The 26438-nt window shown below is 66.1% G+C and carries 22 protein-coding genes; 3 read left to right on the top strand and 19 right to left on the bottom strand.

Annotated elements, in window-relative coordinates; all coding sequences use genetic code 11:
* From B7G54_RS13645 to B7G54_RS13630, 4 genes are all read right to left on the bottom strand, one after another.
* Nucleotides 1-647: thiolase family protein (locus tag B7G54_RS13645; protein WP_279628072.1), on the bottom strand; the 647-nt coding region annotated here is incomplete at its 3' end.
* Between the two features lie 99 nt (nt 648-746).
* Nucleotides 747-2630, bottom strand: coding sequence for a class I poly(R)-hydroxyalkanoic acid synthase (phaC, locus tag B7G54_RS13640; RefSeq protein WP_085039535.1), 1884 nt, complete (start codon nt 2628-2630; stop codon nt 747-749).
* A gap of 360 nt (nt 2631-2990) precedes the next feature.
* Nucleotides 2991-3830, bottom strand: coding sequence for a peptidoglycan editing factor PgeF (gene pgeF / locus B7G54_RS13635; protein WP_085039555.1), 840 nt, complete (start codon nt 3828-3830; stop codon nt 2991-2993).
* A 6-nt stretch (nt 3831-3836) separates the two neighbouring features.
* Nucleotides 3837-5045, bottom strand: coding sequence for an RluA family pseudouridine synthase (locus tag B7G54_RS13630; protein ID WP_085039534.1), 1209 nt, complete (start codon nt 5043-5045; stop codon nt 3837-3839).
* A gap of 41 nt (nt 5046-5086) precedes the next feature.
* Here B7G54_RS13630 and B7G54_RS13625 point away from each other — a divergent pair, with 41 nt between their 5' ends.
* Nucleotides 5087-5911 carry an outer membrane protein assembly factor BamD gene (locus tag B7G54_RS13625; protein WP_069745256.1) on the top strand — a complete coding sequence of 275 codons (825 nt, stop codon included), beginning with the start codon at nt 5087-5089 and terminating at the stop codon, nt 5909-5911.
* Nucleotides 5912-6033: 122 nt separating this feature from the next.
* Here B7G54_RS13625 and yoaA read toward each other — a convergent pair whose 3' ends face one another.
* The 3 genes from yoaA to B7G54_RS13610 form a co-directional block, all read right to left on the bottom strand.
* Entirely contained in the window at nt 6034-8271 is a 2238-nt protein-coding gene (gene yoaA / locus B7G54_RS13620) for a DNA repair helicase YoaA (protein WP_085039533.1), read from the bottom strand.
* Nucleotides 8272-8326: 55 nt separating this feature from the next.
* Entirely contained in the window at nt 8327-8542 is a 216-nt protein-coding gene (locus tag B7G54_RS13615) for a YdcH family protein (RefSeq protein WP_006755091.1), read from the bottom strand.
* Between the two features lie 76 nt (nt 8543-8618).
* On the bottom strand, nt 8619-9350 hold the full coding sequence (locus B7G54_RS13610) for a hypothetical protein (RefSeq protein ID WP_085039532.1): 732 nt from the start codon (nt 9348-9350) through the stop codon (nt 8619-8621).
* Between the two features lie 160 nt (nt 9351-9510).
* Here B7G54_RS13610 and B7G54_RS13605 point away from each other — a divergent pair, with 160 nt between their 5' ends.
* Nucleotides 9511-11835, top strand: coding sequence for a Tex family protein (locus B7G54_RS13605; RefSeq protein ID WP_085039531.1), 2325 nt, complete (start codon nt 9511-9513; stop codon nt 11833-11835).
* Between the two features lie 415 nt (nt 11836-12250).
* Nucleotides 12251-13279, top strand: coding sequence for a terpene synthase family protein (locus tag B7G54_RS13600; RefSeq protein WP_085039530.1), 1029 nt, complete (start codon nt 12251-12253; stop codon nt 13277-13279).
* Nucleotides 13280-13301: 22 nt separating this feature from the next.
* Here the strand turns inward: B7G54_RS13600 and B7G54_RS13595 are convergent, their stop codons facing one another.
* From B7G54_RS13595 to B7G54_RS13530, 12 genes are all read right to left on the bottom strand, one after another.
* Nucleotides 13302-15215 carry a potassium transporter Kup gene (locus B7G54_RS13595; protein WP_085039529.1) on the bottom strand — a complete coding sequence of 638 codons (1914 nt, stop codon included), beginning with the start codon at nt 15213-15215 and terminating at the stop codon, nt 13302-13304.
* A 274-nt stretch (nt 15216-15489) separates the two neighbouring features.
* Complete coding sequence (locus tag B7G54_RS13585; RefSeq protein ID WP_085039528.1) at nt 15490-16086, bottom strand: phosphoribosyltransferase; 597 nt, start codon at nt 16084-16086, stop codon at nt 15490-15492.
* 8 nt (nt 16087-16094) lie between these two features.
* Nucleotides 16095-17441, bottom strand: coding sequence for an adenylosuccinate synthase (locus tag B7G54_RS13580; protein ID WP_011352252.1), 1347 nt, complete (start codon nt 17439-17441; stop codon nt 16095-16097).
* 113 nt (nt 17442-17554) lie between these two features.
* Nucleotides 17555-18703, bottom strand: coding sequence for an ATP phosphoribosyltransferase regulatory subunit (locus B7G54_RS13575; RefSeq protein WP_085039527.1), 1149 nt, complete (start codon nt 18701-18703; stop codon nt 17555-17557).
* 114 nt (nt 18704-18817) lie between these two features.
* Nucleotides 18818-19009 carry a DUF2065 domain-containing protein gene (locus B7G54_RS13570; RefSeq protein WP_011352254.1) on the bottom strand — a complete coding sequence of 64 codons (192 nt, stop codon included), beginning with the start codon at nt 19007-19009 and terminating at the stop codon, nt 18818-18820.
* A gap of 36 nt (nt 19010-19045) precedes the next feature.
* Nucleotides 19046-19945 (bottom strand): protease modulator HflC, encoded by a 900-nt coding sequence (gene hflC / locus B7G54_RS13565; protein ID WP_085039526.1) that lies wholly within the window; start codon nt 19943-19945, stop codon nt 19046-19048.
* Nucleotides 19946-19960: 15 nt separating this feature from the next.
* Complete coding sequence (gene hflK / locus B7G54_RS13560) at nt 19961-21307, bottom strand: FtsH protease activity modulator HflK (protein ID WP_085039525.1); 1347 nt, start codon at nt 21305-21307, stop codon at nt 19961-19963.
* A gap of 47 nt (nt 21308-21354) precedes the next feature.
* Nucleotides 21355-22530: a GTPase HflX gene (hflX, locus tag B7G54_RS13555; RefSeq protein WP_175029016.1), complete on the bottom strand. Its 1176-nt coding sequence runs from the start codon at nt 22528-22530 to the stop codon at nt 21355-21357.
* A gap of 72 nt (nt 22531-22602) precedes the next feature.
* Nucleotides 22603-22842 (bottom strand): RNA chaperone Hfq, encoded by a 240-nt coding sequence (gene hfq, locus B7G54_RS13550; RefSeq protein WP_006399927.1) that lies wholly within the window; start codon nt 22840-22842, stop codon nt 22603-22605.
* A gap of 155 nt (nt 22843-22997) precedes the next feature.
* Complete coding sequence (gene der, locus B7G54_RS13545; protein ID WP_085039524.1) at nt 22998-24335, bottom strand: ribosome biogenesis GTPase Der; 1338 nt, start codon at nt 24333-24335, stop codon at nt 22998-23000.
* A gap of 247 nt (nt 24336-24582) precedes the next feature.
* The gene (bamB, locus tag B7G54_RS13535) at nt 24583-25728 is read right to left on the bottom strand and encodes an outer membrane protein assembly factor BamB (protein WP_085039523.1); all 1146 of its coding nucleotides are present in this window, start codon (nt 25726-25728) and stop codon (nt 24583-24585) included.
* Nucleotides 25729-25769: 41 nt separating this feature from the next.
* Complete coding sequence (locus B7G54_RS13530; RefSeq protein ID WP_085039522.1) at nt 25770-26399, bottom strand: tetratricopeptide repeat protein; 630 nt, start codon at nt 26397-26399, stop codon at nt 25770-25772.
* Nucleotides 26400-26438 lie beyond the last annotated feature (39 nt).

Raw genomic sequence — 26438 nt, 5'->3', positions numbered from 1 at the left:
GTCGCGAACTGCAGCGGCTCGCCCTTGCGTTGCGGAATCGCCACCGGCACGATCTCGTCGTCGAAGCGGCCGGCCTTCTGCGCCGCTTCCGCCTTGTTCTGCGACAGCGCCGCGAACGCATCCTGCTCTTCGCGCGTGATCCCGTATTCCTTCGCGACGTTCTCCGCCGTGATGCCCATGTGGTACTGGTTGTACACGTCCCACAGCCCGTCGACGATCATCGTGTCGACCAGCTTCGCGTCGCCCATCCGGAACCCGTCGCGCGAGCCCGGCAGCACGTGCGGCGATGCGCTCATGTTCTCCTGGCCGCCCGCGATCACGATCTCCGCGTCGCCCGCGACGATCGCGTTCGCCGCCAGCATCACGGCCTTCAGGCCCGAGCCGCACACCTTGTTGATCGTCATCCCCGGCACTGCGCTCGGCAGCCCGGCCTTGATCAGCGACTGCCGCGCCGGGTTCTGCCCGGAACCGGCCGTCAGCACCTGGCCCATGATCACTTCGCTGACCTGCTCGGGCTTCACGCCCGCTCGCTCCAGCACCGCGCGGATCACCGTCGCGCCCAGTTCGGGCGCCGCAATCTTCGCAAGCGAACCGCCGAATTTGCCGACCGCGGTCCGCGCGGCCGATACGATCACTACGTCCGTCATTTCCCTTTCCTCCAGGCCCGCACGACACGGCGCATCGCTGCCGGCCCTGTTAAAAAAACTGCGGTGCACCGGACAGCGTGCGCCGCTGTCCGGTTTTCGTCAATCGCGCTGCAACACGTAACGCCCCGGCGCCGGCTCGATCACCGGGAACTGCGCGGCACCTGGCGCCGCGGGCGGCTCCACCTTGCGGCCGCCATACTGGTCGAGCCATTCGACCCAGGTCGTCCACCAGCTTCCAGGCTGCTCGACTGCACCGGCGAACCAGTCGTCCGCGGATTCGGGCAGATCGCCGTCGTTGATCCAGTAGCTGCGCTTCTTCTTCGCCGGCGGATTGATCACGCCCGCGATGTGCCCCGACGCGCCGAGCACGAATTTCAGCGGGCCCGACAGGATCGACGTCGATGCGTAGGCCGTCTGCCACGGCACGATGTGATCCTCGCGCGAACCGTAGATGAAGGTCGGCACGTCGATCAGCGACAGGTCGACGGCGTCGCCGCACACGGTCAGCGCGCCCGGTTCGCGCAGCTTGTTCTCGAGATAGGTATTGCGCAGGTACCACGCGTACATCGGGCCCGGCAGGCTCGTCGAATCGCTGTTCCAGTACAGCAGGTCGAACGGTGCCGGCGTGCGGCCCTTCAGGTAGTTGTCGACGACGTAGTTCCACACGAGGTCGTTCGGACGCAGGAACGAGAACGTGTTCGCGAACTCGACGCCGCGCATCAGCCCCGGTTGCGTGCCGTTCTTGCCGCCGATGGTCTGCTCGCGCATCTGCACGTGCGCCTCGTCGACGAACACGTCGAGAATGCCGGTGTCGGTGAAGTCGAGCATCGCGGTGAGCAGCGTCATCGACGCGGCCGGATGTTCGCCACGCGCCGCGAGCACCGCGAGCGCGGTCGCGAGCATCGTGCCGCCGACGCAGAAGCCGAGCGTGTTGATCTGCTCACGGCCGCTGATCTGCTGCACGGCGTCGATCGCCGCGAGCAGCCCTTCGTTCATGTAGTCGTCCCACGTCTTGTGCGCGACCGACGCGTCCGCATTGCGCCACGACACGAGGAACACCTGATGGCCATTCGACAGCGCGTGCGCGACGAGCGAATTCTCGGGCTGCAGGTCGAGGATGTAGAACTTGTTGATGCAAGGCGGCACGATCAGCAGCGGCCGCTCGAACACCTTGTCCGTCTTCGGCGTGTACTGGATCAGCTGGATCAGGTCGTTCTCGTAGACAACCGCGCCTTCAGTACACCCGAGATTCTTGCCGACCACGAACTGCGATTCGTCGGTCTGCGAGATCTTGCCGCGCTGCAGGTCGCCGAGCAGGTTCATCATCCCCTGCCGCAGGCTTTCGCCCTGCGTTTCGAGAATCGATTTCTGCGCGTCGGGATTGAGCGCGAGGAAGTTGCTCGGCGCGGCGGCCGCCGTCCATTGCTGGACCGTGAAGCGGATGCGCTCGCGCGTCTTCGGATCGGTCTGCAGCGAATCGGCCAGTTCCTGCAGATAGCGTGCGTTGAGCAGATACCACGCAGCCGCGAACGCATGCGCGGGCGACGACTTCCATGCATCGCCGCTGAAGCGGCGGTCCTTCAGTTCGGGGGATTCGAGCTTCGCGGCCGCGGCCTGCTGCATCAGCGTCATGCAATCGCGCGCATAGTCGGCCTGTAGCGCCTGGAGCCGTTCGGGCGGAATCGCGGCAACCGGCAGCTTCAGCCCTGCGAACGGCGACGCCATGCCGCCAAGACCCACGAGACCACCGAGATCGGGCATCGACGGCATCTGGAACGGGAACGAAGCCGGGAACTGGAATGTCGCGAACGGATTGACGGTGGCCGACGCAGTCGCGGCGCGCGCCGGATCTGCAAAACCGCGCCACGCGTTCAACCACGACTCGAACATCTGCTGCATCGGCTGGGCGGCCGGATCGAAACCGGTGCTGCCCGAGGAAGTGCCCGCCTGAGCGGACGTCGACGAATTTTTCGATGCTGTCATTACCTGCCTTACCGGTGATTCGTGAGCGTCAATCGTGAAATCCTGCTCGCGCGCGGCGTGCCGGCTGCGAGCCGGGCCGTCATGCTCTGGAGAGGCGTCTCCAGATTCTGCCGCAGTGCGGTATTTTTATCATTATCGTTTTCCCCATGTGAAGCGCCAAGTCAAACCACTGAACATTTCCGCACGGAGATAATCCGCGCGCAACAGGCGGGACAAGGGTTCCGGCGAAACATAAAACATTTTGTTTGGCTTGACTCCGGGATTTTTCATTCAGTTGCGCATGCCGCGCCGCATTGCCGTCTAAATATCGAGATAACCCGATTTCAAGATGCAACAAAGCCAACCGGCATGCACATGCCGTCAATCGGCCAGCCAGATCGCCGCGGCCATGCGGCCCGTCACGCGATCGCGGCGGTACGAATAGAAGCGTGCGCGTTCGGTGACCGTACAGGCTGTCCCGCCGCTCACGTGCGCCACGCCCGCACGCGCGAGGCGCAGGCGCGCGAGCGCGTAGAGATCGGCGAGAAACTTGCCGGGGGCGCCGTCGATCGCGACGAACGCGAGCCGGGTTTCATCATGCTCCGACTGCGGAGCCGTGTCGAGAAACGCGTCGCGCACATCCGCGCCGACCTCGAACGCCTGCGGGCCGATCGCCGGCCCGAGGTACGCATGCAGCGTGTCCGTCGCGCCGCCGGCCAGCGCCGCGACGCGTGCCGCGGTCCGTTCGACGATACCGGCCGCCAGCCCGCGCCAGCCTGCATGCGCGGCGCCGACCGCGCGGCCCTGCGTGTCGCACAGCAGCACGGGCAGGCAATCCGCGACCATCACGACGCAGACGGCGCCCGCCCGGTCGGTGACACTCGCGTCGGCCTGCACCGGTGCCGCAGCCGCAGGCGCCGCCGCGATCACCTCGTCCGCGCGCACGATCTGCGCGCCGTGAACCTGCTCGAGCCAGGCAGCGCTCGACTGGCCTGCCAGCGCGAGCAAGCGCGCACGATTCCCGGCGACATGGGCCGGGTCGTCACCGGTATGCAGGCCGAGATTCATCCCGCCCGGCAGTGCGTCTCCCCCCTGCCAGCGCCCGTACGGGCCTTCGCTCACCCCGCCGTCACGCGTCGTGATCAGCGCGCGCACGCGCGGCGACACCTGCCAGTCGGGCTGTACGCAGTCCTGCCACGTCAACGGCGCCAGGTTCGTCATCGGCACTCACTCCTCCTCATCGTCCAGGTACGGCTCGTCATCCTGATACTCGCCGCCGAAATCGTCATCGTCGTAGACACCGTCATCGTCGTCGAATTCCTCGTCGCCCTGCCCGAAGCCGAGCGCCGCGACGAGTGCGTTCATGTCGTCCGGCAGCGGGCAGCGCCATTGCATCGCCTTGCCCGTGACCGGATGCACGAGGCCGAGCCGCCATGCATGCAGCGCCTGTCGCGCGAACCCGTCCGGCAGCGGCGCGACCGAGCGCTTGCCGCGCGCGCGCCCGTACACGGGATCGCCGAGCAGCGGGTGCCCGGCGTGTGCGCAATGCACGCGGATCTGGTGCGTGCGACCGGTCTCGAGATCGCACTGGATCGCCGAAACCGGCTGACGTTGCCACAGGCATGTGTCAACCGTGCGGAAATGCGTGCGCGCGGGCTTGCCCGACGCGCCCGTGACGACGGCCATGCGCGTGCGTTCGCGCGGATCGCGGCCGATCGGCGCATCGATCGTGCCTTCCTCGGGCATCGTGCCCCACACGAGCGCGAAATAGCGGCGCTTCACCGTGCGGGCCTGCAACTGGCGCACGAGATCCGTCTGCGCGGCCAGCGTGCGCGCCACCACCATCAGGCCCGACGTCTCCTTGTCGAGCCGGTGGACGATCCCCGCGCGCGGCAGGCCGGCCGCCGCGTCGCCATAGCGATGCAGCAACCCGTTGAGGATCGTGCCGCTCCAGTTGCCGGCGGCCGGATGCACGACGAGGCCGGCCGGCTTGTTGATGACGACGAGCGCGTCGTCCTCATAGATCACGTCGAGCGGCACGGGCTCCGGCGTGAAAGCGAGCTGCTCGGGGAGCAGGTCGGGCACGAGCTCGATCTTCGCGCCGAGAGGCACCGGCTGGCGGATCTTCGCCGGTGCGCCGTCGACGAGCACGCGCTGCGCCTCGATCCAGCTCTGCAGGCGGCTGCGCGAGAATTCGGGGAACAGTTGGGCGAGCGCCTTGTCGAGGCGTTCACCCGCGAGCGACAGCGGCACTTCGACGACGCGCGGTGCGTCATCGACCGCCGCGGACGGCACGACGGGCGGTTGCACAGGGGCGCCGGTCAGATCGTCATCGAGGGAATCCCCCGAAGCAGCGTCGGCGGGCCGATCGCTTGGGCTATAATCTTCGCGATTTGGTGTGCCCGGCTGGGCATTCTGCGAACTTGAACGGGTCATTTAGACTGGGTCACCGAGACTTGAAGCTAGGACATGCGAGCATGATGAATTCGACCAAACGCACGGCCAGAACCGCCGCCGCCCGGGCTGCGGCGGTAGCGGCCGCGGCCCTCATCGCCGGCTGCCACGGCTTGCCGCAGAAGCAGGACGAGACGGCTACCTGGTCGAACAACAAATTATACTCAGAGGCCCAGGACGCACTGTCCGGCGGCGACTGGGGCAAGTGCGCGAAATATTTCGAATCGCTGCAGGGTCGCGATCCGTTCGGCCACTTCGCGCAACAGGCGCAGATCAACGTCGCATACTGCAACTGGAAGGACAACGAAGCGGCCGCCGCCGACCAGGCCGTCGATCGCTTCATCCAGCTCCACCCCGATCATCCGGATATCCCGTACGCGTACTACCTGAAGGGGATGATCCACTTCAACGACGATCTCGGCCTGTTCGGCCGCTTCTCCGGCCAGGACATGAGCGAGCGCGATCCGCAGGCACTGCGCGAATCGTACGATGCATTCAAGGTCGTCGTCGACCGCTTCCCGAAGAGCAAGTACGCGCCCGACGCCGCCGCACGGATGCGCTACATCGTCAACGCGCTCGCGTCGCACGAAGTGCACGCGGCCGACTACTACTACCGGCGCGGTGCTTACGTCGCGGCCATCAACCGTGCGCAGCTCGCGATCAAGGACTACAAGGGCGCGCCGGCGATCGAGGATGCACTGCACATCATGATCCTGTCGTACGGCAAGCTGAACCAGCCGGAACTCGCCGAGGACACGAAGCGCGTGCTCGCGGGCACGTTCCCCGACAGCCCGTACGTCACGGGCCACTCGCGCCCCGGTGCGAAGAAGTCGTGGTGGCAGTTCTGACGAACGCGCCGTGCAGCGCCTGCTGCACGAACAAAAAAACCCGGCCATCGAGCCGGGTTTTTTTATTGACGCCGCATTCCGGCGGCGCCGGTGCGAGCGCGCGGCGAGCACCGCGCGCGCCATCACATCCGCTTTGCCGAACGGTGCTCGTCGAAGAAGTCCTGGACGACCGCAATCTCGCGGGTCCGCTTGAACGGCGGCAGGCTCTGCCAGATCCGGCGCCCGTAGGGCTTGTCGACGAGGCGCGTGTCGCAGATCATCAGCACGCCGCGATCCGTCTCCGCGCGAATCAGCCGGCCCGCGCCCTGCTTCAGCGTGATCACGGCCTGCGGCAACTGGTGCACGGCGAACGGGCTCAGCCCCTTCTTCGTCAGCGCGTCGAGCCGTGCGGCCAGCACCGGATCGTCCGGCGGCGCGAACGGCAGCTTGTCGATCACGACCAGCGACAGCGCGTCGCCGCGCACGTCGACGCCTTCCCAGAAACTCTGGCTGCCGACCAGGATCGCATTGCCGTACGCGCGGAAACGGTCGAGCAGTTCGGTACGGCTCGCATCGCCCTGCACGAGCAGCGGTGTGTTCCAGCCGCGCGATTCGATCACGTCGCGCAGCTTCGACGCGATCCGGTCGACCGCGCGCAGCGTCGTGCACAGCATGAACACACCGCCACCGGACGCCTCGATCGCCGGCAGCGCGGCGTCGAAGACAGCATCGGTAAACGCCGGCGAAGACGGTTGCGGCAGGTTGCGCGGCACGTACAGCAGCCCTTGCGACTGGTAGTCGAACGGGCTCGCGAGCGTCATCGAGCGACGTGAACTGAGGCCCATCTGCGCCGCGTAGTGCGTGAAATCGCCGCGCACCGACAGCGTGGCCGACGTGAACACCCATGCACGCGGCACACCCGCGCGCTGCTTGGCAAAGATCGGCGCGACCGACAGCGGCGTTTCGTGCAGCTGGACGGTATGCGCGAACACTTCGACCCAGCGCACTTTCTCGTTCGGATCGCCGTCGGATGCCGCCTTGTCGCCGGCCGCCGCCGCGTCGGCCTTCGCGGCCGCTTCCGTCGCGCCGGGCGCGACCCAGCCGGCCAGCAGGTCCTGCAGCTCGCGTGCGCGCCGCAGGCACGCACCGAGCGATTCCGCCCGTTCGGCCTGGCTGGCAAGCGCCGACGCCAGCGCGTCGAGCGCCGCCTCGAGCGCGTCGAGCGCGCCGAACATCGGGTGATCGTCACCGAGCTGGGCGAGCGACATGCGGACGATCTGGTCGTTCGCGAACGCCAGGCGCAAGTCACGCGCCGCGCGCTCGAGATCGCCGCCGAGCTTCACCCACTCGACCGCGTCGCGTGCATGGCCCAGGCCTTCTGCCACCGTATCGCGTGCGAGCTCGAGAATCTGCGTCGTCGACAGCGTCTCGCCGAAGAACAGCGTCGCCGTTTCCGGCAGCTGGTGCGCTTCGTCGAAGATGACCGTGTTGGCGTTCGGCAGCAGCTCGGCCATCCCCGTATCGCGCAGCATGATGTCCGCGAAGAACAGGTGATGGTTGACGACGACGACATCGGCCTGCTGCGCCTCGCGCCGCGCCTGCATCACGAAGCATTCCTTGTAATGCGGGCATTCCTGGCCGAGGCAGTTGTCGCGCGTCGACGTGACCATCGACCACACGGGCGCCGTTTCCGGAACGCTCGCGAGCTCGGCCTTGTCGCCGCTCTTCGTGATCTTCGCGAAACGGACGATTTCCTGCAGATACGCCGTATCCTGCCGCGACGGCAACCGGCCGTTGTCGGCAGTGCGTTGCAGGTAGTAGTGGCACAGGTAGTTTGCGCGGCCCTTCAGCATCGCAACCGACACCGGCACCGCAAGCGCGTTACGCACGGTCGGGATGTCGCGCTGGAACAACTGGTCCTGCAGGTGTTTCGTGCCGGTCGACACGATCACCTTGCCGCCCCACAGCATCGCAGGCACGAGGTACGCGTAGGTCTTGCCGGTGCCCGTGCCGGCCTCGACGATCAGCGTGTTGTCGCCGGCATCGCTGTCGGGCTCGGCTGCTGCGTCCGGCTCGGCCGCCTTGTCGCCGTCACCGAGGCGACGCGCCGGACGCTTGCGGGTTTCGAAGATCTCGGGCTCGGGCATCCGGCGCGCGGACGCCTCCATCGCGGACGCGACGGCGCGCGCCATCTCGATCTGCGACGTACGCGGCCGATAGCCGTCGAGCGCACGCGCCAGCAATCCGCCTTCGCCGAAGATCGTGTCGAGTTCTTCGACGCGCTTGCGGCTCAGTTCAAAGGTGCCTTCGGGCGCACGAGCGCGCCCGGCGGACGACACGTCGCGCCGAGCATCGGGGGTGGCTTCAAGCGGTGAATTCAAGGCAAGCGTTCCTGTGTCCAGCGCCCGGGCGGCGCCGGCGCTTGCCAGGCCGCGCTCAGGCGCGCTTATCCGGTTCCAGCTGCGATTGCAGCAAAATGATTTTGTCCTTGGCCGCCAGCTTTTCCTTCTTCAGCCGGTGCAGCGTGATGTCGTCGATGTCGGAGTGCCCTTCCTTCAGCTCGATCTCCCGAGCAAGCTGCTGGTGCTGCTCCTGCAATGCTGCCAAACGGTTGTGCAATTCCTGCTGCTGTTCCGTGGGACGGTTTTGCATACTTGCCTCCTCATCGAAGCAGCGCGCCGGCTGGCGTGCCAGCGCGCACGAGACTGATTCCGGTCAATCCAACACGTTACTGCCCCTGCTGTTGCTTCTGCTGCGCCTTCTCCGTGGCTTCCTTCTGACGCTGCTCGACATCGGCCTTGTGCTGCGCGGCTTCCTTCTGCTTCTGCTCGTAGCGCGCGGCGTTGTCCGCCCGCTCCTGCGCCTTCTGCGCGGCCTGCTGGTGCGCCTGGTCGAGCTTGCGCTGGAAGTCGCCCTGCTTCTGGTCGTATGCCTGCTTGCTCGCCGCGCGTTGCGGCCCTTCCGCGCCGCGCTGCGCCTGCTTCAGCGCATTCTGCTCCTGCTTGTCGCGGAACGCAGCCGCGTTTGCCGCGTCGTTCGCTGCGCGCTGCGGCGCTTCCGCCGCATCCTGCGCCTGCTTCAGCGCCTGCTGCTGGTCGCGCTGCTGCGCGCGCACCGCCCGCTGCTCGTCGTTGAGCGCGAGCTGCTCCTGGCGGATGCTCGCCCGCTCGTCGCGCATCTGTTCACGCGCCTTGCCGAGACAGTGATTGACGAAGAACTTGCTGTAGCAATCGTGCTCGGCCACCGCATAACGATAATCGTTTTCCGCGGAGCGTTGATTGAGCACTTTTTGACGGGCGTCGAAATCCGGTGCGGCCGCGGCGGCGGCCGGCGCGGTTGCGCCCGAAGCTTGCGCGAACGCGCCGGAAGGCCCGGCAGACAAAGCCGCGGCGAGCGCTGCGCCGAGCGCGACGAGAGAAATTCGGGAAGTTGGCAACGTCGTAGGAAAGCTGCGGGACATGTGTCAAATTCTATCACCCCCGGCTGGACGCTCCGCCATTTATGGCAAAATGCCCCGCTTCACTCACCCGCGGCATCTGGCCCGTCGGGCCCGCCACGCAGCCCGCCGCTTCGGGCCTGCCGGCCCGCGCCGCGATTTCAGCAGGCAGATCATCCACGACATGACGGAAACCGTAGCACTCAAGATCGTACAGCGCATCGCCACCGAACTGTCCGTCCAGCCGCGCCAGGTCGCGGCGGCAGTGCAACTTCTCGACGAAGGCTCGACCGTTCCGTTCATTGCCCGGTACCGCAAGGAAGTGACCGGCAACCTGGACGACACGCAGTTGCGCCAGCTCGAGGAACGCCTCCTGTATCTGCGCGAACTCGAGGATCGCCGCGCGGCGATCCTGTCGAGCATCGACGAACAGGGCAAGCTGACCGACGAGCTGCGCGCCGCGATCGACGCGGCCGACAGCAAGCAGGTGCTCGAAGACCTTTATCTGCCGTACAAGCCGAAGCGCCGCACGCGTGCGCAGATCGCCCGCGAGGCCGGCCTCGAGCCGCTCGCCCAGGCGCTCCTCGCGAACCCGCTGCTCGACCCGCAGGCCGAGGCAGCCGCGTACGTCGATGCGGACAAGGGCGTCGCCGACGTAAAGGCCGCGCTCGACGGCGCGCGCGACATCCTGTCCGAACAGTTCGGCGAGACGGCCGAACTGCTCGGCAAGCTGCGCGACTACCTGCACAACCAGGGCGTCGTGTCGTCGGCCGTCGTCGAGGGCAAGGAAAACGAAGAAGGCGAGAAATTCCGCGACTATTACGACTACGCGGAAACGATCAAGACCGTGCCGTCGCACCGCGCCCTCGCACTGTTCCGCGGCCGCAATGCGGGCGTGCTGACCGTCAAGCTCGGCCTCGGCGAAGAGCTCGACGCGCAGGTGCCGCATCCCGGCGAGGCGATGATCGCGCGCCATTTCGGCATCGCGAACCAGAACCGCCCGGCCGACAAATGGCTGTCCGACGTATGCCGCTGGTGCTGGCGCGTGAAGGTGCAGCCGCACATCGAGAACGAGTTGCTCACGCAACTGCGTGAAACGGCCGAAACGGAAGCGATCCGCGTGTTCGCGCGCAACCTGAGCGACCTGCTGCTGGCCGCGCCGGCCGGCCCGAAGGCCGTGATCGGTCTCGACCCCGGCCTGCGCACGGGCGTGAAGGTCGCGGTTGTCGATCGCACCGGCAAGGTGCTCGCGACCGACACGATCTACCCGCACGAGCCGCGCCGCGACTGGGACGGCTCGATCGCGAAACTCGCGCGCATCGCCGCGCAGACGCAGGCCGAGCTGATCAGCATCGGCAACGGCACCGCGTCGCGCGAAACCGACAAGCTCGCAAGCGAACTGATTGCGAAACACCCGGAACTGCGCCTGCAGAAGATCGTCGTGTCGGAAGCCGGCGCGTCGGTCTATTCGGCGTCCGAGCTGGCCGCGAAGGAATTCCCGGAGCTCGACGTGTCGCTGCGCGGCGCCGTGTCGATCGCACGCCGCCTGCAGGACCCGCTCGCCGAGCTCGTGAAGATCGAGCCGAAGGCAATCGGCGTCGGCCAGTACCAGCACGACGTGAACCAGCGTGAACTCGCCCGCTCGCTCGACGCGGTCGTCGAGGATTGCGTGAACGCGGTCGGCGTCGACGCGAACACCGCGTCGGCCCCGCTGCTCGCCCGTGTATCGGGCCTGAATGCGACGCTCGCGCGCAACATCGTCGACTACCGCGATGCGAACGGCCCGTTCCCGTCGCGCGAGCACCTGCGCAAGGTGCCGCGCCTCGGCGACAAGACCTTCGAACAGGCTGCCGGCTTCCTGCGCATCAACGGCGGCGAGAATCCGCTCGACCGCTCGTCGGTGCACCCGGAAGCGTATCCGGTCGTCGAGCGGATGCTCGCGAAGATCAGCAAGCGCATCGACGACGTGCTCGGCAATCGCGAAGCGCTGTCGGGCCTGTCCCCGACGGAATTTGTTGACGAACGTTTCGGCCTGCCGACCGTGCGCGATATCCTGTCCGAACTGGAGAAGCCGGGCCGCGATCCGCGCCCCGAATTCAAGACCGCGACGTTCCGCGAAGGTGTCGAGAAGGTGTCGGATCTCGTGCCGGGCATGACGCTCGAAGGGGTCGTGACGAACGTCGCCGCGTTCGGCGCGTTCGTGGACATCGGCGTCCACCAGGACGGCCTCGTCCATGTATCCGCGATGTCGACGAAGTTCATCAAGGATCCGCACGAAGTCGTGAAGGCCGGCCAGGTCGTCAAGGTGAAGGTGCTCGACGTCGACGTGAAGCGCCAGCGCATTGCGCTGACGATGCGCCTCGACGACGAAGCGGCAGCGCCCGGCGTATCGTCGCGCGGCGGCCAGGATCGTGGCAACGCAGGGCGCGGCGCCGCCCGCCCGCAGCGTTCGCGCGAGCCGGAACCGGCAGGCGCGATGGCCGCGGCGTTCGCGAAGCTGAAGCGCTGAGCACGCGCAAGTCTTCGCGACATACAGAAAAACCCGCCGAAAGGCGGGTTTTTTTATTGAGTCGTCGTACTCACTTCCAGTATCCGCGATGAAAACCGAATATGCGCGTTTTCATCATCATTCCCCCGCGGTTAATCGGCGAATTGAACAATCCGCGTTGCGACACGCGTTTTCTTGACGCTTCACAATTGGTACATAAAATAAATTTGCGACCGGCAGTATTGTGATGCTTCCGCAATACGCTGCGATCTTTCCGCTCAGCGGCGAGGTTCTCCGCGGCCCTCGCGCATGCCGTGAATGGGCGGCCTCCCGTCTTTCAGTCTCGCTTTTTTGCAGTCGATTCGCACCCCTTTGCATCCGGTATTCGCCTGGCCGGCGAGCCGGGACTGATTCGCGAAAAATGGATCGTGGAACCATGGAAGAAGACCATCTGAAAACCGAACTGGCCGCATTGCGCATTCCCGTTTTCGATGTGCCGTGGGCCGGCGCCTGTTCACCGCATGTCGAGCGAATCGAATCGCGCATGCTCGAATGGGCCGACGCATACGGCCTGTTCGTCAGCGACGCCGGCCGGGAACGCGTCGCGCGCGCCCGGTACGGCTGGCTCGCCGCGCGTTGCTACCCGAACGCCGATCCTCCCCTGCTGCAGGCGCTCGCGGATTATTTCGTGTGGTTCTTTCTCGTCGACGACCTGTTCGTCGATCGCGTGGAACCGGTCGGCCCTGATACGTTGCGCAACCTGACCGCGATGATCGATGTGCTCGACTACGAACGTACCGGCCCCCAACCCGTCTACGGCGAGCGAGCGTGGCTCGATGTGTGCCAGCGCCTGCGCGCCCGCCTGTCGGCCGAACATTTTGCGCGCTTCGCCCAAGGGATGCGCCTGTGGGCCGCCACCGCCGGGCTGCAGATTCTCGGCGACCTGAGGGCCGAGCCGATCGCAGAGCCGCAATACGAAACGATCCGGCGTCACACGAGCGGGATGAATCCGTGCCTCGCGCTGGCGGACGCGGCCAATTCCGGTGCCGTCCCGCCCGATACGTTTCATCGGCCGGCAATCCAGACGCTGTGCCGGCACGCGAACCATATCGTCTGCTGGAGCAATGACATCCAGAGCGTCGGCGTCGAGGCGCGCCAGCCAGGGCAGTTCCGGAACATGGTGTTGATCCACGCCTCGCGCGGCCATACGCTGCAGGCAAGCGTCGACTACACGGCCGAGCGTGTGCGCACCGAGATCGTTGAGTTCGTACTGTGCGCCGATGCGCTCGCACGGCATGCCGACACGCGCGTGCACGGCCTCGTCGACGGCTGCCGATACTGGATACGCGGCTATCTGGATTGGGTCGCGCGGGATACGCAGCGCTATACGGCTGCGTTCGCGGCCGGCGATGAGGACGATCGCGGCCTGATTGCCTGGTCGGCGGACTCGGCGGCGCGCGGCTGAGCGGCCCGCGCGCCGCACCCGGTCAGATCTCGATCTTCGTCCCGAGTTCGACCACGCGGTTCGCCGGGATCGAGAAGAAATCGGTCGGCTTCGCGGCGTTCTGGTGCATCCACGCGAACACGCGTTCGCGCCAGATCGACATGCCGGGCAAATGCGTCGGCACGACCGTTTCGCGCGCGAGGAAGAACGACGTATCCATCAGCTCGAACGTCATGTCATGCGTGCGACCGAACTCCTCGAGCACGGCCTTCACGTCCGGCGTCTCGTTGAAGCCGTACTCGGCCTTGACGATGTACAACCCGCCACCCGCATCACGCGAAGTCTGGCGCTTGTCGCCGCGCACGTAAGGAATGTCGCGCGTGACGAACGTGAGGAAAATGGTCCGCTCGTGCAGCACCTTGTTGTGCTTCAGGTTGTGCAGCAGGCTGACGGGCACGAGCTTGTCGTTGCCGGTCAGGTAGATCGCCGTGCCGGACACGCGGTGCGGCGGATGCGCGAGCAGCCCCTGCAGGAACGGCTCGAGCGGAATACCGTCGGCCGCCGTGCGCTCCTTGACGATGTGGCGCCCCTTGTACCAGGTCATCAGCAGGAAGAACAGCAGTGCGCCGATGCCGAGCGGCAGCCAGCCGCCCTGCGCAACCTTCAGCAGGTTCGCGCCGAAGAAGCCGAGGTCGACCGCGAGGAACACGGCGATGATCGCGCCGACCAGCAGCCGGTTCCAGTTCCACACCTTCACCATCACGACTGCGGCGAGCACCGTCGTGATCACCATCGTCGCCGTCACCGCGATGCCGTACGCGGCTGCGAGGTTGTCGGAGCTCTTGAAGCCGATGACGATGCAGAGGATCACGAACAACAGCAGCCAGTTCACGACCGGCACGTAGATCTGGCCGATCGCGAGTTCCGACGTATGCAGCACCTTCATGCGCGGCACGTAGCCGAGCTGGATTGCCTGCGACGTCAGCGAATACGCGCCCGAGATCACCGCCTGCGACGCGATCACGGTCGCGACCGTCGACAGCACGACGAGCGGCAGCAGCCCCCATTCGGGTGCCAGCAGGAAGAACGGGTTCTCGATCGCCTTCGGGTTCTGGATCAGCAGCGCGCCCTGGCCGAAGTAGTTCAGCACGAGCGACGGCATCACGAGCCCGTACGCGGCGAGACGGATCGGCTTCGCACCAAAGTGGCCCATGTCCGCGTAGAGCGCTTCCGCACCGGTCAGCACCAGCACGACCGAACCCAGCACGACGTACGCCTGCAGCAGGTGGTCTGCCATGAACGACGCCGCGTAGTACGGATTGATCGCCGCCATGATGCCCGGCACGCGCACGATGTGGTACACGCCGAGTGCCGCGATCACGACGAACCACACGACCATGATCGGGCCGAACAGCTTGCCGACCAGCGCGGTGCCGTGACGCTGGATCCAGAACAGCGCGATCAGGATCACGATCGTGATCGGCAGCACGAGGTGGGACAGGTGCGGCGTCGCGATTTCGAGACCTTCGACCGCCGACATCACCGAGATCGCCGGTGTGATCACCGCGTCCCCGTAGAACATGCACGCGCCGAATATCCCGAGCGCCATCAGCGCGCCCGCGACGCGGGTCTTCGAGTCGAGCGGCCGCAACGACAGCGCCATCAGCGCGAGCACGCCGCCTTCGCCGTTGTTGTCCGCCCGCATCACGAACAGCAGGTACTTGATGCCGACCACCAGGACGATTGCCCAGAACAACAGCGAGATCACCCCCAGAATCGAGCTTTCCGTCAGCGGGATGCCGTGTGCGGGGCTGAACGCCTCCTTCAGCGAATACAGCGGGCTCGTGCCGATGTCGCCGAACACGACGCCAATGGCCGCTATCGCAAGCGCCCGCATCGAGTGTTGGTGCGTCGAATGCGCATGGGCTGCGTCGGTCGCCTGGATCGTGTCGTTCATATGAAGCGTAATAATCGGGTCCGGTTCGGACAAAACGAGCGCTATTCTACTCGCGCCCCCCTGAAACTCCGCCCTGCCGTGTTGCCCTGAAACCACGTGATCCACGCCGCGCATGCAATCCCGCGCAAGCTGTGGCAGGGCTGCCATCATAGCCGGGGCCGCGCCGTCTGCCTACCGCGAACGCCCGATCGCCGCGCCCGCCGGCATGGCGCCCCAATGAAAAACGGCGCCGCAAGCGGCGCCGTACAAGGCTTTCCTTCGATTGGCCGGCCGCTTATGCGCCCGAACCGCCGCGCTGGGCGCGACCGCGCTTGATCCACGCCTCGAGGTTGTGCGGGCGAACCGTGTCCCACTCCTCGAACGGCTGATGAATCCACGGATTCGTCGGCAGAAACTGCGTGTGATAGTCGGGCTTGACCTTCGAGCACCCCTTGTACCAGAGCACGGCCGAACGCACGGCCGTCACCGACGGATAGCGCTCCTTCAGATGCTCCTGCACGCGCGCGAGCGTGACGCCCGAATCGACGAGATCGTCGACCAGCAGCACGTTGCCCGCGAGGTTGCCGCGCGTCATCGTGATGTACTGCGCAATGTCGAGATCGCCCTGCTCGGTGCCGGCCGCTTCGCGGTACGAACTCGTCGCGAGAATCGCGAGCGGCACGTCGTAGATGCGCGACAGTTGATCGCCGACGCGCAGGCCGCCGCGCGCGAGGCACAGGATCTGGTCGAACTTCCAGCCCGATTCATGCACCTGGAGCGCGAGCAGCTCGATCAGACGATGGTATTCGTCCCAGCCTACCCACAGGTTCTTGTCGTCGTTGCGCGGATCGGTCATCAAGTCTGCCGCCGTCATCGTGATTTGCTGCGTCATGCTGAAAATTACACCTTGAACGGATGGCGGAGCAGGATCGTTTCGTCGCGATCCGGGCCAGTCGACACCATGTCGACCGGCACGCCGGCCACTTCCTGGACACGGGTCAGGTAAGCCTGCGCGTTCGCCGGCAGTGCTTCCCACGTCTTGATGCCGACCGTGCTTTCCTTCCAGCCGGCGAACGTTTCGTACACGGGCTCGCAACGGGCCACGTCGGCGGCACCGCGCGGCAGGATGTCCGCATCCTTGCCGTCGATCTTGTAGCCGACGCACAGCTTGACTTCGTCGAGGCCGTCGAGCACGTCGAGCTTCGTCATGCACAGGCCCGACACGCCGTTGATCTGGATCGAGCGGCGCAGCGCGGCCGCGTCGAGCCAGCCCGTGCGGCGCGGACGGCCGGTGACCGAGCCGAATTCCTTGCCGACGTTCGCGAGCGTGACGCCGACCTGGTCCTGACGCTGCGGATTGTCCGCATCGTACAGTTCGCTCGGGAACGGGCCCGAGCCGACGCGCGTGCAATATGCCTTCGTGATGCCGAGGATGTAGTTGAGCTTCTGCGGACCCACGCCCGCGCCGGCCGACGCCGCACCGGCGACGCAGTTGCTCGACGTGACGAACGGATAGGTACCGTGATCGATGTCGAGCAGCGTGCCTTGCGCGCCTTCGAACAGCAGGTTCTGGCCCGCATTGTTCGCGTCGTACAGGCGGCGCGACACGTCGGCCACCATCGGCTTCAGGCGGTCGGCATAACCCAGCATCGTGTCGAGCGTGGCCTGGAAATCGACGGCTGCGCCGCCCAGATACTGGGTCAGCACGAAGTTGTGGAAATCGAGGTTTTCGCGCAGGCGGTCGGCGAACGTCTTCGCGTCGAACAGGTCCTGCACACGCAGCGCGCGGCGGCCGACCTTGTCTTCGTACGCAGGGCCGATGCCGCGGCCCGTCGTGCCGATCTTGCCCGCGCCCTTGCGCGCTTCGCGCGCCTGGTCGATCGCGATGTGGTACGGCAGGATCAGCGTCGTGGCTTCGGAAATGAACAGGCGGTCGCGCACGTTCACGCCGGCTTCTTCCAGCTCGCCGATTTCCTTGAACAGTGCTTCGGGGGACAGGACGACGCCGTTGCCGATGTAGCAGGCGACGCCTTCACGCATGATGCCCGACGGAATGAGGCGCAAGATCGTTTTCTTGCCGCCGATGATGAGGGTGTGGCCCGCGTTGTGACCGCCCTGGAAACGCACGACGCCTTGAGCGTGGTCCGTCAGCCAGTCGACGATCTTGCCCTTGCCTTCATCACCCCATTGCGTTCCCACGACGACGACATTGCGCCCGGGAGTCACGTTCACTGCGCTGGCAGACATGTTGATTCGTTAGCTGGTTAAAAACGTATTCTACCTATGTTCGCGGGCGATTCCGAATTTTTCCGTTTCGCTTCAACGATATGCACGCCGAAGCAGGTCCCGCGAACGCCTGTTTATCGGGGTTCGACCACCCATGCACCGTTGTGCTCGACGAGCGAACGATCGCAGGCGAATTCGTCGAGCACATGATCGTGGCCCGGCAGCGCCTGGATCACGACTTCACCCGCATCGCGCAGCGCCGCGACGGCCGCGCTCAGCGCGTCGTCCTGCGCCCACGGCGCGAGAATCGCGGTGCCGCGCGCCTCGACCGGCGAAATCCGCGCGAGCTCGCGCAGGTCGAGCGAGAAGCCCGTGGCCGGACGGGCGCGGCCATATGCCTGGCCGACGTGGTCGTAGCGGCCGCCGCGCGCGATCGCGTTCGGCACACCGTCGATGTACGCGCTGAACATCGCGCCGCTGTGATACGCATAGCCGCGCAGGTCGCCAAGATCGATCGCCACCTCGACACCCTTCGCCTGCGCCGCGAGCTGTGCCAGATCGTCGAGCGCCCGCGTGATTTCGGGCAGCACCGGCAACCGCGCCCGTGCCTCGGCGAGCACGCTCGCATCGCCATAGAGGTGCGGCAGCACGCGCAGCGCGGCGCGCGTATCGGCGCCGAGATCGTCGGTGAGTTCGTTCAGCAGCGGCACGTCCTTGCCCGACAGCGCGTCGTACAGCGACTCGCCGCGCTCGGCCGCCTGCGCGTCGCGCGCCAGCAGCGCCGCGAGCACGCCCGCGTGGCCAAGGTCGAGACGGATACGCGACAGGCCCGCGAGATGCAGCGCGTCGAGCATCAGTTGCTGGATCTCGAGGTCAGCTTCCAGCCCGGCATGCCCGTAGATTTCGGCGCCGATCTGGATCTGCTCGCGCGTCGCGTGCAGGCCGCGCGGGCGCGTATGCATCACGTGGCCCGCATAGCAGAGGCGCGTCACGCCCTGGCGGTTCAACAGGTGCGCGTCGATCCGCGCAACCTGCGGCGTGATGTCCGCGCGCAGACCGAGGGTACGGCCCGACAGCTGGTCGACCAGCTTGAAGGTACGCAGGCGCAGGTCGGCGCCGCCGCTCGTCAGCAGCGACTCGAGATACTCGAGCAGCGGCGGCATCACCATTTCGTAGCCATACGAACGGAAACGGTCGAGCAGCCTACGGCGCAGCTCCTCGATCTTGCGCGCTTCCGACGGCAGTACGTCGGCGATATTCTCGGGAAGTAACCAGGTCGACATCGGTACGGTCCTACGACGGGAAACAGCGCGCGACACGCGCGCCGCGATGTGAATCGGAAATTCTGAATTCGGGCGGGACCAACGGCGGGTGCGCCGTCTGGATCGGGTTTCCAGTCAGGTGGCGAGCAGCAGCAGTATGAGCCCGAGCACCATCACGATCAGCCCGCCGATCCGGATATGATGCGGCGGCCGCTCAGCTATTCTACGAAACGTGTCGCGCCAGGCGACGGGAAACACGAAGGGGAATGCCCCCTCGATGATCAGCATCAGCGCTACTGCGAGCAACAACGAGCCAGCCAGGTCCATGCGAGCGACGGCGCCGCTCGACGCGGCACCCCAAGGTCAGTGTTTGCGGGGAGCAGGTGCCGCCGGTGCGGCACCGCCCGTCGGGCTGCGCATGAAGCGGAAGAACTCGCTGTCTGGATCGACGACGATGATGTCGTTGCGCTTGAACGTATTCCGGTACGCCTGCAGGCTCGCGTAGAACTGATAAAACTGCGGATCGCGGCCGAACGCATCGGCGGCAATCGTCGCGGCCTTCGCGTCGCCCTCGCCCTTGATCGTCTGCGCGGACTTGTACGCGTTCGCGAGCACAGCCTGCTGTTCGCGTTCGGCGTCGGCCTTGATCTGCTCGACGTCCGCCGCGCCTTGCGCACGCACCTGCGCCGCCTGATCGCGCAGCGCGCCGATCATTCGCTGATACACGGCATCGGTCTGCGCGGCCGGCAAGTCGACGCGCGTCAGCTGGACGTCGACCACGTCGACGCCGAAACCGGACGCCTTCGCCTTGGCCGCATCGCGGGCCGCATCGGCGATCGCACGCTGGCCGCCAAGGGCGTCGTCAAGCGCGCGCTGGCCGAACGCATCGCCGAGCGCACTCTTCAGCACGCCGCCCAGGCGCTCGGTGGCCGCCGCCGGGTCGCCGCCCGTTGCCGTGAAATACTTCATCGGATCGCTGATCCGGTACTTCACCGCGTAGGCGACGAGCAGGTCGTGCTTATCTTCGGTCGCGAGCTGCAGCGGATCGGACGACTCGAGCGATTGCAGGCGCGTGTCGATCAGCGTGGCCGTCTGCAGCGGCGGCGGCAGCTTGAAGTGAATGCCCGGGCCCGCGAGTTCGGGCTGCGTGCCGTCGCGGCCCGACAGCACGGCTGCATGGCGCGGATCGACGGTCAGGACCGTCGAGGACGCCGCGAAGGCAACGATCACGATTGCGACGACGAGCGCAATGATTCGGTTCATGTTCTGCGCTCCCCGTTACTTCGTATCGTCTTCACGCGACCGGCTGCGAAACACTTCGCGCGATCGCAGCACGTCAACGCCCGACGCCGCGGCGGCAGGTGCAGCGCTTGCGGGCACGACTGCAGCTGCGGCCGGTGCGACGGCTGCCGGTGCCGACGCCGCATCGGGCGCGGATGCGCCGGTGGACGCCGCGGCGTTTTGCCGCCCCTGCTCGACGAGCTTGTCGAGCGGCAGATACACGACGCTGTTGCCGCCCTTGTTGCCGACGAATACCTTCGTCGCGTTCGAATAGATTTCCTGCATCGTCTCGAGGTACATCCGCTCGCGGATCACCGCGGGCGCCTTCGAGTACTGCGCGTAGACCTGCTTGAAGCGGTCGGCATCGCCCTCGGCTTGCGTGACTACGCGATCGGCATACGCCTTCGCTTCGTCGACGAGCTTCGCGGCATCGCCCTGCGCCTTCGGCAGCAGGTCGCTTGCATACGCCTGCGCGGCGCGCTTCGCGGCCTCGCGCTCATCGCGCGCCTTCGCGACTTCGGCGTACGCGGCCTGCGTCTGCTCGGGCGCTGCGACGTTCTGCATCGTGACGGCCGTCACCTCGAGCCCCGACTGATAACGGTCGAGATCGCGCTGGATCGCGGCGGACAGCTGCTCGCGCAGCGCGTCGCGGTCCTGGTTCAGCATGTCGGCCGCGCTGCGCGTGCCGACGATCGCGCGCACCGCGGCCTGCGCGGCTTGCGAGACGCTGCGCTCGGGATCGACGCTGCGGAACAGGTAATCGGTGGCGGAACGGATCCGGTACTGGACGATGAAACGCACGTCGACGATGTCGGCATCGCGCGTCAGCATCGCCGCTTCCTTCACGTTCGCGAGACGCACGACGTTGTTGCGGCCGATCTCGATCGAGCGGACCTGCGACGTATCGACGATCTCGTGCGACGCGAACGGATACGGCGCGCGCCAGTGCACGCCCTGGCCGACCGTGCCAGACAGCTTGCCGAGCTGCAGCACGACACCCGTCTGCCCTTCCTGCACGACGAACAGCCCGCTGCCCGCGTAGACCGCGACCAGCACGCCGATCACGATGCCGACGCCGACTCGCGCGGCTCGCCCGTTGTCAGGACGGAAACCGTTGCCGCCCTTGCCGCCGAAAAGGCCATTCAGGCGCCGGTTGAAGTTGCGCCACATCTCGTCGAGATCGGGCGGACCATCGCCGTCGCCGCCTTGCGGACGCTTCGATTCGTTCGCACGGGGGCGGGATCCGTCTTTGCCATTGCCTTCGCCGCGTCCCCAGCGGGGATCGTTGATCGACAGCAAGGCGCGCATCCGCCGCCAGGTACTCCGCTCGTTGTATTCGTTCACCAGAGTTTGTTCACCAGATAAGACGCCGGCGAACCGGCCGGGACCGGTTAGCGCCCGTGTTCGGAAATCGTGTGGTCTTCGTGTGGTTCAGCGGGTGCGCCGTCGAGCGCGCCGCTGGGTAACGTCGCGCTGGAGAGGTGTTCCGCGGAGGCGATTTCGGCGATGGCGGCACGCAACGTATCAAGACCCTGACCGGTGCGCGCGCTCAAAAAGACGCGCGAAATATTACCATATTCGTCCCGCTCGACCGCGTCGCCGCGGGCCGCCAGCTCGGGCACGGCGTCGATCTTGTTGAACACCAGCACCTGACGGATCGTGTCCGCGCCGATCTCGTGCAGCACGCCGTTGACCTGCTCGATCTGTTCGAGCCTGACCGCGCTCGACGCATCGACCACGTGCAGCAGCAGATCCGCGTGGATCGTTTCCTCGAGGGTCGCGCGGAATGCCGCCACGAGCTGGTGAGGCAGCTCGCGGATGAATCCGACCGTATCCGACACGACGATCTGGCCGACCTCGTCGCCGAGGTACACGCGCCGCGACGTCGTATCGAGCGTGGCGAACAGCTGGTCGGCCGCATAGGCCTGCGCTTTCGTCAGCGCATTGAACAGCGTCGACTTGCCCGCGTTCGTATAGCCGACGAGCGACACCGACATCGTGCCGCTGCGCGCGCGCTGCCGACGCTGCGTGCTGTGCTGCCGGCGCAACCGGTCGAGCCGCGACTTCAGCATCTTGATGCGTTCACCGATCAGCCGGCGGTCGGTTTCGAGCTGCGTTTCGCCGGGGCCGCGCAAGCCGATACCGCCCTTCTGCCGTTCAAGGTGGGTCCACGCACGAATGAGCCGCGTCGACAGGTATTGCAGCTGCGCGAGTTCGACCTGCAGCTTGCCTTCGTGGCTGCGGGCGCGTTGCGCGAAGATGTCGAGGATGAGGCTCGTGCGATCGACCACACGCCTGTTAAGTGCCTGCTCCAGATTACGTTGCTGGGCTGGCGCCAGTGCGTGGTTGAAGATGACGATTTCGACGTTGTGCGCGTCGCAGGCAAGCCGCAGTTCTTCGGCTTTGCCGCTGCCGATGAACATCTTGGCATCGGGACTGGAGCGACGACCCGTGAGGGTGACTGCAGGACGGGCCCCCGCACTGGAGGCGAGAAGACTGAGTTCTTCGAGACTGGCTTCGAAATCGGTCTTGCCGAAATCGATGCCGACGAGCGCTGCGTTGATCAAATTATCGGGTGTCAAGATAAGGCGGCTGGCATCGGTCGCTCGCGGCGACCGGATGCCGGCCGCTGCGATAGGTTAGGACGAGGCTTCCGCGTCCGGGTGGAAATTCACCGGGCGCGCCGGCACGACCGTCGAGATGGCGTGCTTGTACACCATCTGGGTCACCGTATTACGGAGCAACACGACGTACTGGTCGAACGATTCAATGTTCCCTTGAAGCTTGATGCCATTGACGAGGTAGATCGAAACGGGAACGTGCTCTTTGCGCAGTGCGTTCAAAAACGGGTCTTGTAACAATTGCCCTTTGTTGCTCATGGCGTACTCCATCTTTTTTTGCAGGTTGATCTGGATTGGCGGCGAAGAAAAAGAGATCCGGCGCCAATCGCTACACTATAGCCGATTTTGCCTGGCCCGCCCGGGGCATAGGCCTTGCGGCCAACCCCTTGCGTGACGGGTGTAACAGGCGTGCTTCAGCTCTTGTCCGCGTACGGATTGTTCGACGAACGGAACTCTATGCGCAATGGAGTCCCTGTCAGCGAGAAAGTTTCGCGGAACCGGTTTTCCAGGTAACGCTTGTACGTTTCCGTCACGGCGTCGAGCGCGTTGCCGTGGATGACGATGATCGGCGGATTCTGGCCGCCCTGGTGCGCGTAGCGCAGCTTCGGACGCACCGGGCCGCGACGGCGCGGCTGCTGGAACTCGACCGCCTCGATCAGCGCGCGCGTGAGCTTCGGCGTCGGCAGCTTCGCCATCGCCGCCGCGTACGCGTCGTCGACCGAGCGCATCAGCGTGCCGATACCCGTCTTCTTCGTGGCCGAAATGAAGTGCGATTTCGCGAAGTCGAGGAATTTCAGCTTGCGGGTCAAATCCGCTTTCGCCCGATCGCGCGCATGCTCGTCGAGCCCGTCCCACTTGTTGACGCCGATCACGAGCGCGCGGCCCTGCTCGACGACGAAGCCGGCGATGTGCGCGTCCTGGTCGGAAATGTCCTGCTGCGCATCCAGCAGAAGAATGACGACGTTCGCGTCGGAGATCGACTGCAGCGTCTTCACGACCGAGAACTTCTCGATCGCCTCGAACACCTTGCCTCGGCGCCGCAGGCCGGCCGTATCGATCAGCGTGTATTTCTTGCCGTTACGCTCGAAGTCGACGTAGATCGAGTCGCGCGTCGTGCCCGGCATGTCGAACGCGATCACGCGGTCCTCGCCGATCAGCGCATTGACGAGCGTCGACTTGCCGACGTTCGGGCGGCCGACGATCGCGATCTTGATGCCGCGCGAAGGATCGTTGTCGTCTTCCTCTTCCGGCTGGTCCGCATACGCGACATCCAGCGCCTCGTTGATCATGTCGGTGACGCCGTCACCGTGCGCGGCCGAGATCGCGCGCGGATCGCCGAGCCCGAGCTCGTAGAAGTCCGTCGCGACCGCCGTGTACTTCATCCCCTCGGCCTTGTTGACGACGAGGAAGATCGGCCGGCCGGTCTTGCGCAGGTAGTCGGCGATCGACTTGTCTTGCGGCGCGAGCCCGTTGCGGCCGTCGACGATGAACACGACGACATCGGCTTCCTCGACGGCCTGGCGCGTCTGGCGCGCCATCTCGTGCAGGATGCCGTCCTTCGCGACGGGCTCGAAGCCGCCCGTATCGACGACCAGGTACGGCCGCTCGCCGACGCGCCCTTCGCCGTAATGGCGATCGCGCGTCAGGCCCGGCAAGTCGGCGACCAGCGCATCGCGCGAGCGCGTGAGCCGGTTGAACAGCGTGGATTTCCCCACATTGGGGCGCCCAACGAGGGCAATGACCGGTTTCATCTGTGTTTTCTACGGTGAAGCGCAGCAGCGGGAGGCCCGCTGCTGCGGGCGGCTGCGCTGAATGAAAATATCACGAATTTGCGCAGCGCCGGATGCGCGCGCCGGGCGCGCGTTGCGCGCCGTCGTCTTTCGTCTCGAACTGCCTTTCAAATACCGAGCGGCCGGGAGCACCGGCCGCCTTCAAGTCACGCGGCCCGGGCGCGCGGGACAAGCCCGCCGCGCCGCGGCCGCGTCTGTTTGCCGCGCGTCAGCGCGGACGGAACCCGTACAGGCCGCCGTCCTTCGTCTGCACGACGAGCGTATTGCCCGCAAGGACCGGCGCCGCCGTGATCGCGCTGCCGTCGGTCTTCATCCGGGCGATGAAGCTGCCGTCTTCCCGCGACAGGAAGTGCACGAAGCCCTTGTAATCGCCCATCACGACCGCATGCCCGAGCAGGTACGGTACGCCGACGTCACGGCTCTTCAGCTTGTCGTTGCGCCAGAGCTGGTTGCCCGACGCCGCATCATACGCGGTCACGACCGACCAGTCGTCGCCGCCGGCGACCACCGAATCGTCCTGCGCGAGGCCGCTGCGGCTCGAAAACGCCTTTTCCCACAGCGGGCGGCCCGAGTTCGCATCGAAGCAGCCCAGCTGGCCCTGGAACGTCACCGCGCAGGCTTCCGCGCCCACGAGCGTCGGCGGGCCGCTCACGTCGTTGATGCGCTCGACCTCGGTCACGCCCTTCGGGAACGACACCGGGGTCTGCCAGAACGGCTCGCCCGTCTGCAGGTTGATCGCGACCAGCCCGCCGCCGGGGAAGCCCGCCAGCACCGCCGCGTCACCCGCGAACGTCATGCCGGCCGACACGCGCAGGTTCAGCGGCACCGCACGGTTGCGGTAGTTCCACTTCTGCTCGCCCGTCTGCGCGTTGAACGCGATCACCTGGCCGTCGATCGTGCGGACGACCACGAGGCCGTTGCCGACGAGCGGCGGCGAGAAGATCTCGCCCTGCACGCTGGTCTTCCACAGTTGCTTGCCGTCCGGGCCCAGCACGAACACGCCGCCCTTCAGCGCACCGACCGCGGTCAGGTTGCCGTCGCTGCCGACACCGGCCGACAGGTCGGAGCCGACCTTCGCGCGCCAGATCGTCTGGCCCGTCTTCGCGTCGATCTTCTCGACCGAACCGTTTTCACCCGCCGCATAGACGGCGTCGCCCACGGCCACCGGCGAGAACAGGTAGCGCCCGCCCTTGCCGACGCTCGCCTTCCAGACCTGTTGCACGTCCATCACGGGCTTGAACTCGGTGAGCGGCGTCGGCACGCGGCGCGCGTCCTTCGACGACGAGCAGGCCGCCAATGCGAGGACAGCCGCCGCGCAGGCAACGGGCACAGCGTAACGTTTCAGCAAATTCATCGGTTAGCGAAGCAGAGTTAAGAGGTTGAGGGGACCGGGGTTCAGCCGCCGAGCGCGTCCAGCTTGAACTGCACGAGCTGGCGCGCAGACTGGTCGTCCTTCGACAGGCCGTCGAGCGCGAGCTTGTAAGCGGCGCGCGCGTCGTCGGTCTTGCCTTGCGCGGCAAGCAGATCGCCACGGCGATCGGCCACGAGGCCCTTGAACGCATCGACCGGCGTTCCCGACAGCAGCGCGAGGCCCGCGTCGTACGCCTTTTCGTCGAGCAGCAGCGACGCGAGACGCAGCTTCGCGATCTGCTTGTACTCGTCATCCTTGGCGTGGTCGACGGCCCATTGCAGCTGTGCCTTCGCACCTGCCGCATCGCCGGCCGCGTACAACGTCTTCGCAGCGGAGAGCGCCGTCATCTGTGCATACGGCGTGCTGCCGAACTTGTCTTCCATGTCGGCGGCCGCACGAGCCATCGTCGCCTTGTCGTTCGCGGCAGCGGCCTTCTGGACCTGTTCGTACAGCCCGGACGCCTCGGCAGCCTGACGGCGCTGCCAGTAGTTCCAGCCGTTGAAACCGGCCGCGACGACGAGCGCCGCGAGCACGATCCACGTGGTGAGGTTGCCCCAGCGGGCCCACCACGCCTTGAGACTTTCAATCGATTCTTGTTCGTCGTGATAACTCATCGGCGAGCGATTCCTTCCTGTTCAGGCCTTTCTTGTCGA

This window comes from Burkholderia puraquae, from assembly GCF_002099195.1.
GTDB lineage: Bacteria > Pseudomonadota > Gammaproteobacteria > Burkholderiales > Burkholderiaceae > Burkholderia > Burkholderia puraquae.
This window is presented reverse-complemented; position numbering and strand designations above follow the sequence as displayed.

Bases quoted from the DNA above. Each gene is read 5' to 3' on its own strand.
- B7G54_RS13630 (WP_085039534.1), bottom strand. From the start codon at position 5,045: ATGACCCGTTCAAGTTCGCAGAATGCCCAGCCGGGCACACCAAATCGC.
- hflC (WP_085039526.1), bottom strand. From the start codon at position 19,945: ATGAACCGAATCATTGCGCTCGTCGTCGCAATCGTGATCGTTGCCTTC.
- B7G54_RS13610 (WP_085039532.1), bottom strand. From the start codon at position 9,350: ATGTCCCGCAGCTTTCCTACGACGTTGCCAACTTCCCGAATTTCTCTC.
- B7G54_RS13575 (WP_085039527.1), bottom strand. From the start codon at position 18,703: ATGTCGACCTGGTTACTTCCCGAGAATATCGCCGACGTACTGCCGTCG.
- phaC (WP_085039535.1), bottom strand. From the start codon at position 2,630: ATGACAGCATCGAAAAATTCGTCGACGTCCGCTCAGGCGGGCACTTCC.
- B7G54_RS13530 (WP_085039522.1), bottom strand. From the start codon at position 26,399: ATGAGTTATCACGACGAACAAGAATCGATTGAAAGTCTCAAGGCGTGG.
- B7G54_RS13615 (WP_006755091.1), bottom strand. From the start codon at position 8,542: ATGCAAAACCGTCCCACGGAACAGCAGCAGGAATTGCACAACCGTTTG.
- bamB (WP_085039523.1), bottom strand. From the start codon at position 25,728: ATGAATTTGCTGAAACGTTACGCTGTGCCCGTTGCCTGCGCGGCGGCT.
- pgeF (WP_085039555.1), bottom strand. From the start codon at position 3,830: ATGACGAACCTGGCGCCGTTGACGTGGCAGGACTGCGTACAGCCCGAC.
- B7G54_RS13585 (WP_085039528.1), bottom strand. From the start codon at position 16,086: ATGACGCAGCAAATCACGATGACGGCGGCAGACTTGATGACCGATCCG.
- hfq (WP_006399927.1), bottom strand. From the start codon at position 22,842: ATGAGCAACAAAGGGCAATTGTTACAAGACCCGTTTTTGAACGCACTG.
- der (WP_085039524.1), bottom strand. From the start codon at position 24,335: ATGAAACCGGTCATTGCCCTCGTTGGGCGCCCCAATGTGGGGAAATCC.
- B7G54_RS13595 (WP_085039529.1), bottom strand. From the start codon at position 15,215: ATGAACGACACGATCCAGGCGACCGACGCAGCCCATGCGCATTCGACG.
- B7G54_RS13580 (WP_011352252.1), bottom strand. From the start codon at position 17,441: ATGTCTGCCAGCGCAGTGAACGTGACTCCCGGGCGCAATGTCGTCGTC.
- B7G54_RS13605 (WP_085039531.1), top strand. From the start codon at position 9,511: ATGACGGAAACCGTAGCACTCAAGATCGTACAGCGCATCGCCACCGAA.
- B7G54_RS13625 (WP_069745256.1), top strand. From the start codon at position 5,087: ATGATGAATTCGACCAAACGCACGGCCAGAACCGCCGCCGCCCGGGCT.
- B7G54_RS13600 (WP_085039530.1), top strand. From the start codon at position 12,251: ATGGAAGAAGACCATCTGAAAACCGAACTGGCCGCATTGCGCATTCCC.
- B7G54_RS13570 (WP_011352254.1), bottom strand. From the start codon at position 19,009: ATGGACCTGGCTGGCTCGTTGTTGCTCGCAGTAGCGCTGATGCTGATC.